At 62.7% G+C, this 5,551-nt stretch carries 7 protein-coding genes and 1 pseudogene; 2 read left to right on the forward strand and 6 right to left on the reverse strand.

What is annotated here, in order from left to right; translation table 11 throughout:
- Positions 1-74: 74 nt before the first annotated feature.
- Positions 75-905 (forward strand): annotated as a pseudogene (fliI, locus tag ACROSR_RS19960) (flagellum-specific ATP synthase FliI); the annotation flags it as partial.
- A 45-nt stretch (positions 906-950) separates the two neighbouring features.
- On the opposite strand, the gene ACROSR_RS19965 reads toward fliI, so the two are convergent.
- From ACROSR_RS19965 to ACROSR_RS19990, 6 genes are all read right to left on the reverse strand, one after another.
- Positions 951-1,754 (reverse strand): DUF1217 domain-containing protein, encoded by an 804-nt coding sequence (locus ACROSR_RS19965; RefSeq protein ID WP_432687639.1) that lies wholly within the window; start codon positions 1,752-1,754, stop codon positions 951-953.
- On the reverse strand, positions 1,751-2,158 hold the full coding sequence (gene flbT / locus ACROSR_RS19970; protein ID WP_432687640.1) for a flagellar biosynthesis repressor FlbT: 408 nt from the start codon (positions 2,156-2,158) through the stop codon (positions 1,751-1,753). The genes ACROSR_RS19965 and flbT overlap by 4 nt, the downstream gene beginning before the upstream one ends.
- Positions 2,155-2,529, reverse strand: coding sequence for a flagellar biosynthesis regulator FlaF (flaF, locus tag ACROSR_RS19975; RefSeq protein WP_432687641.1), 375 nt, complete (start codon positions 2,527-2,529; stop codon positions 2,155-2,157). Before flaF ends, flbT begins: the two co-directional genes overlap by 4 nt.
- Positions 2,530-2,605: 76 nt before the next feature.
- Positions 2,606-3,853 (reverse strand): flagellin N-terminal helical domain-containing protein, encoded by a 1,248-nt coding sequence (locus ACROSR_RS19980; RefSeq protein ID WP_432687642.1) that lies wholly within the window; start codon positions 3,851-3,853, stop codon positions 2,606-2,608.
- A 209-nt stretch (positions 3,854-4,062) separates the two neighbouring features.
- Positions 4,063-4,419, reverse strand: a complete 357-nt coding sequence (locus ACROSR_RS19985; RefSeq protein ID WP_432687643.1) for a flagellar protein FlgN — start codon at positions 4,417-4,419, stop codon at positions 4,063-4,065.
- Positions 4,409-4,696 (reverse strand): rod-binding protein, encoded by a 288-nt coding sequence (locus ACROSR_RS19990; RefSeq protein WP_432687644.1) that lies wholly within the window; start codon positions 4,694-4,696, stop codon positions 4,409-4,411. The genes ACROSR_RS19985 and ACROSR_RS19990 overlap by 11 nt, the downstream gene beginning before the upstream one ends.
- 113 nt (positions 4,697-4,809) lie before the next feature.
- Here ACROSR_RS19990 and ACROSR_RS19995 point away from each other — a divergent pair, with 113 nt between their 5' ends.
- Positions 4,810-5,529, forward strand: a complete 720-nt coding sequence (locus tag ACROSR_RS19995) for a hypothetical protein (protein ID WP_432687645.1) — start codon at positions 4,810-4,812, stop codon at positions 5,527-5,529.
- Positions 5,530-5,551: the final 22 nt, after the last annotated feature.

Here is a 5,551-nt window from a genome sequence, read left to right on the forward strand (position 1 = left end):
CCGACGGTGTCGCCGAAAATGACACTGCAAACCGCGCCGCTTGATCAGGCCGCGTCACCCAGATTCCGGCATAGCTCGGGCATCTGGCGCGAAACATGCAGGCCGACCTGGTTGTGATAGCGCTGATTGGGGAACGCGGGCGCGAACTGGGCGACGTCATACGCGATGTGCTGGGCCCCGAGGGCATGCGCAGAGCGGTCATCGTCGCGGCAACCTCGGATCGCTCGCCGGTGGTACGTCGGCGATGCGCCTGGACGGCAATGGCCGTGGCTGAACATTTTCGCGATCAGGGAAAGCATGTGCTTTTTCTGGCCGATTCGATCACGCGTTTCGCGGAAGCTCATCGCGAAATCGCCATATCTGCTGGTGAACTGCCCGCGCTTCGAGGGTATCCTGCCTCGACCGCCCCGGCGATCATGTCGCTTTGCGAACGGGCCGGCCCCGGCGAAAGCGCAACGGGCGACATAACGGCGCTGTTGACCGTTCTGGTCGCGGGATCGGACATGGATGAACCGATCGCCGACATTCTGCGCGGGGTGCTCGACGGGCATGTCGTTCTGGATCGCGAGATCGCAGAGAGGGGACGCTTTCCTGCGATCGACCTGTTGCGCTCCGTGTCGCGTAGCCTCCCCGGTGCTCTTGACACGGACGAGAACGCCCTCGTCGCGCAGGCACGGCGCTATCTCGGCAGCTACGGGCGGGCGGAAACCATGCTCAAAGCGGGACTGTATGTCGACGGCAGTGACCCCGAGCTGGATCAGGCGATACGCATCTGGCCAGAGCTTGACGGCTTTCTCGGTGACACCGAAACGGGTACCAGCCGCGACAGTTTCGCCCGGCTGTCGGTGATCATGCGGCGGGCCGGGGCCGGTAATCGGGGATCCGCATTGAGCGCGCGCCCTTGAATGCATGCCTCGGGCCTCCGGTGAGGGTGCCGTGACCCTTCGGGGTCAAAACGCGCGCGGGGCTGATTGCAGCAACGACAATGCTATGGATTGCGAGGACTGGACATTGAAACTGGCGATCTGGTCGCGCACCAGAAAACGCCGGATAAGCTGTTCCTGCACCTTCACATCACCCAGATCGGACAATGACTTTATTTCGAGTTGGCTTTCCGCACGGGATTTGATTTCAGCCAATTGCCGATCGAGGTCTAGCTGCGCGAAACTTTTCGGTAATCCCAGTGCGGTCTCGAACACGCGACGTAGCGGGGTATTGCCAAGGATGCCGAACCATCGCGCGTTCTCAGACCCCTCTCCCGTCGCGATGGCACCAAGTTCCCGTTCCGCGTTCAAGGCGAGACGTAAGGCCTGATCCTGATCGCCCACAGCCACCTCGAATTCCCGGCGTCGGAACTGATCGGCGATCTTCGCCCCGAAACCGGGCTCCTGCGCGCGGGATGTCCGATCATCCGAGAATGCGAACGCGTCGGCCAGTTGCTTGTAGCGCGGGTCGGTCAATCGATTGGCAAGCGCGTCGGGGCGATCCGTGCCCTCTTCCAGAATGGTCCGGATGAAGGCGCGGCTGTCGATGTCGTCCTGCAGCCCGAATGCGCCAAGCGCGACGCGCAAGAGACGCCGATCAGAGACCAACTCATCAGCCGTCTTTATGTCGCCGATTTTTGTTTCAAAATATTCCGTGTCCCGCACGATCTTGGGCGACTGGTTGAAGAGATCCGTCTGACGATCCATCGTCCGGGTCAGCAAGGCCCAGCCGGACAGACCACCAGACGCAAGAACAGGCTGAAACGTCATGATGGACGTCCATGGGCCATCAGCCGCTCTTCGCGCGGCAAGAGCGCGCGAAGAGCCTTGAGGCATTGGTAATGCTGATCTGTCAGCAGATCCTGGGTCGCGCGCGCCAGCAGGGCGCGGCTGTCGGGATCGCGCAGCACCTGGCTGAGTTCTTCGATCTGGCGCAGAAGCCGCGGACGCACCACATCCGGGTCACTGTCGCCCGTCAGAACCAGTTGCGCGTTATAGCAGACACGTCGCACCGGCGTGGTTGCCTCATCGGGATGAATGGCATCGCGCAGGCGCAGGATGTTGGCGTTCGGAGTCCTCACCAACAGGCTTGATCGGCGCTCGCCGTTCTCGATCACGGCTCCATTTATCAGGACCCGCTCCCTTGGGCCGAGCTTCAGGACAAGACCGCTCATCCGTCTGCCCGGCTGTCGCTCAGACCGCGCATCATGGCGGTGTTGATGTCGATCAGAGGGGTGATATCCGCACCGTCCCGCAAGACCTTGCCGCTGTGCTGTCGCGTGAACTCGGCCAGATAGACAATTTGCGCGCGCAGATCCTTGGGCAATGGATTGGCCGCATCGGCGACGTCCGCGGCAAGGATCGTCCAGAGCCGCCGGTTGTCGTGAACCGCCGTGGCGAGAGCTGCCGGTGCATGACGGTTCTCGACTGCGGATTTGAGCCGATGGGTCACCCGCGCGAAGGTATCGTATTCCACGGCGCGCGGCGTACGGACAGGTCCGCCCTGTGCACCGTAAGCCGTTTGTGCCTGCAGGATCGCGTTCACGTGTTATCCTTTCCAGAAATGTCGTGGGGAATTCAAGCCGATGCTCAGGGGCGCCAGATTGGCGCCCCTGACCGAATTAGCCGCGGAAGAGTGACAGCAGGGCTTGCGGCGCCTGGTTGGCGATCGAGAGCGACTGCGTCGCCAACTGCTGCTGCACCTGCAGCGCCTGCAAACGCGCCGATGCCTCTTCCATATTGGCATCGACCAGAGAGCCGATCCCCGAGGTGAGCGCATCGGTCAGCTTGCCCATGAAATCATTCTGGATCTCGATGCGGCCCTGGGCGGAGCCGAACGTGGCGGCGGCACCAATCGCGGTCTGGGTCAGACCCTCGATCGCGTCAAGCGCAGCGGTGGCACCCTCGGACGTGCTTACATCAAGCGTGGCCAAGGCCGCCAGACCACCAGCGGCGACGCCGTCCTGGTTGCTGCCATCATCCTGCGATGCATCGCTTGCAGCAATGGCCAGACCAAGGCCGGTATCGTTGGTCACGTCAATCTCGCCGGCATTGGTTCCCGCTGCGAAGGTCAGGTTGATACCCTCTTCGACCGCTTGTTCGTTCAGCCGGGTGACCATTTGAGCCGTGATGTCTTCGAGCGTGTCTCCATCCTTCGCCACGACCGCGACTTCGGAGAGGCCGGCCGCCGCGCTCTGCGCCGTGAATGTCATGCCGCCACCGATTTGTCCGGTCGCATCACCGGCTGTGGCATTCACGAAAGTTGCAAAAAGACCGGAGGTGCCATCGGCCAGCGCCGCCGTGGTTTCGCCGACATCGGTTCCGGTGGTTCCCGCAGTCAATTCCTGCGTGCCAAGATCCTGTTTCTGAACGGTGATAGCCTTGTCGGTCACGGTGCCATCGGATGCACGGTCCAGCGAAGACAGGATATCGACCTTGCTGGACCCGAGCGCCGTATCGCTGTTGGACAGCAGGTTGAGCCCGTTGAACTGCGCCGCGCCCACGACCGAGCCGATCTGCTTGGTCAGTGCCTCGATATCGGTCTGGATCTTGCCGCGATCGACGTTTTCCTCCTGGGCCGCGACGATCTTGCCTTTCATTTCCGTCAACAGGTCGGTGACCGCCTCTGCAGCCTGACGCCCGACGGCCACAGTCGATTCACCCAGCGAGAGGCTGTCAGAGATGGCCTTGAAGCCCTTGACGTCGGACTCCATCACCTTCGAGATGGAAAAAATCGCGGCGTTATCCTTGGCCGAGGCGACGTTCTTGCCGGTCGAGATCATGTCCTGGGTCTTGGCCAGGTTGGAGTTGACCGATTGCAGGGTTTGCAGCGCGACCATCGCGCTGTTGTTCGTCAGAATGCTGGACATAGCGTTTTCCTTTTGCATGTGGCGCTTCGCGCCGTTGATAGGTGTCAGTCCCGACCGAAGTCGGTTGTGCCGTCATTCTGACCGATGCGTCCCGCCCCCAGGGCCCGGATCGCGCCATCCTTGCGTGGATGCAGGGGCACCATGCGCTGCCAATCCCTAATGCAAAACTAAGCCCACCCGGTGATTTCCATGGCATTTGAGTCAAACCGTCACGCGCGTTTCTGAACAGTATGCGCCACGTCTCCGGGGATCGTGTGCTTGCGCCCTTGCCGGTCGTAGGTTTCCATCGATTTGCGTATCTGGCGATAGGTCGCCATGCGCGCCGCGACGGATCGGATGCCCTGAAGCGCGCCGTCGAGAAGGCCCCGATTGCGCACCAGCTTGGCCTGCAGGGTGCCCAGGTCTTGCTGTCTGCCCCCGACGGCGTTGAGCGCGTCGATCAGTCGTTCCTTTTCCTCTACCCCGGCGGCGATCCGTCCCAGATCACCGCTGAGCAGGGCGGCGCGTTCGTCATCGAGAAGCGCGTCGAGTCGCGCGATCATCAGATCTTCGGTTTCATCTGTCATTGGTCTTTTCCTTCAATGCCGCCTGGAAGATATCAGCGAGCCCGATGCCGCCACTCTGCACCATTTCACGTGCGAGGGCCTCTCGGTGGAACGACGCGAATTGCGATTCGCCGGGACTGCCGCTGAAACTGTTATCCTGCTCGCCGACCCCGGCCGATTTGAGCATTTCGGCCAGAAAGTTCGCCTCGAGCCTTTCGGCGACGGCGCGCAGTTCGGGGTTGGCCTGTGCCGTAGGCCGGGGGGCGGCAACCGGGTGAAGTGGTGAAAGATCTGTCACGGGATTACCTCGGATTGATGATAGTAAGCCGCATCAGACAGCAAAGCGGTAAAGAATCAGTAACCGGTTGTTGCCATGATGGGGCCACGCACAGCGAACCCCGGAGCATCAGCATGCCGCATCTCAGCACATCGGCCGACACCACGCCCGCGATCCTGCGTCAGGACACGGCCGACAGGGGCCGGCCGCCAGTGACACCCGGCGAACCGGGGTCAAGGTCGTTCGGCACGGTCTTTGACGCCTCCGCCGGTGGGTCGGGGCCGGCCGGGAGGCGCGACCCCGCGTCACCGCAACCGGCAGAACCGCAGGACGGGACACCCTCCGAGACGCCCGAGGGCGAGACAGCCGGTCCGGATACTGATCGGGACATCGACGAAAGAAACATGCCCGCGACCGATCTCGCGAGCTATCCCAGACCGGGACATGACGCAGGACAAGACATCAACGCCGACGCGACCCATCACGTGCCGCCATCCGTGTCGTCTTCAGCGCGGACCGCGCCCGGCGAGACAGACGGGTCAGATCGCAAGGTCATGGCGACAGAGCCCCCCCCGGTGCCGGATCGGGCAGAGCCGACGGGGACCTCTGCGGTCGGCGCCTCGCCGCACGGGCACAGCAGCGATCTTGCAGGCGCCGCGATAGCGGTCGGGGGGACAACGGACGAGGGGCGCACCCGAACATCGCCGGGCACGGTGACGGACGTAGCGCTTGCGCGCGGCGCCGGAATGGCCCCAGCAGCAAGGGACACTCCGGCACAGCCTGTCATGCCGCTTGGGACGGTTGTGTCTCGAAAGTGGTGGAAATTCTCCGGCGACGTCCTCCGAGCGGTTTGATTTGCGCTTGATCAAGCAGCGA

It is taken from the genome of Roseovarius tibetensis (assembly GCF_050896375.1).
In the GTDB taxonomy this organism is placed as follows: Bacteria; Pseudomonadota; Alphaproteobacteria; order Rhodobacterales; family Rhodobacteraceae; genus Roseovarius; species Roseovarius tibetensis.

Coding starts and splice junctions, on each gene's coding strand:
- flbT (WP_432687640.1), bottom strand. CDS start 2,158: ATGAGCGGTCTTGTCCTGAAGCTCGGCCCAAGGGAGCGGGTCCTGATA.
- ACROSR_RS19995 (WP_432687645.1), top strand. CDS start 4,810: ATGCCGCATCTCAGCACATCGGCCGACACCACGCCCGCGATCCTGCGT.
- ACROSR_RS19985 (WP_432687643.1), bottom strand. CDS start 4,419: ATGACAGATGAAACCGAAGATCTGATGATCGCGCGACTCGACGCGCTT.
- ACROSR_RS19980 (WP_432687642.1), bottom strand. CDS start 3,853: ATGTCCAGCATTCTGACGAACAACAGCGCGATGGTCGCGCTGCAAACC.
- ACROSR_RS19965 (WP_432687639.1), bottom strand. CDS start 1,754: ATGACGTTTCAGCCTGTTCTTGCGTCTGGTGGTCTGTCCGGCTGGGCC.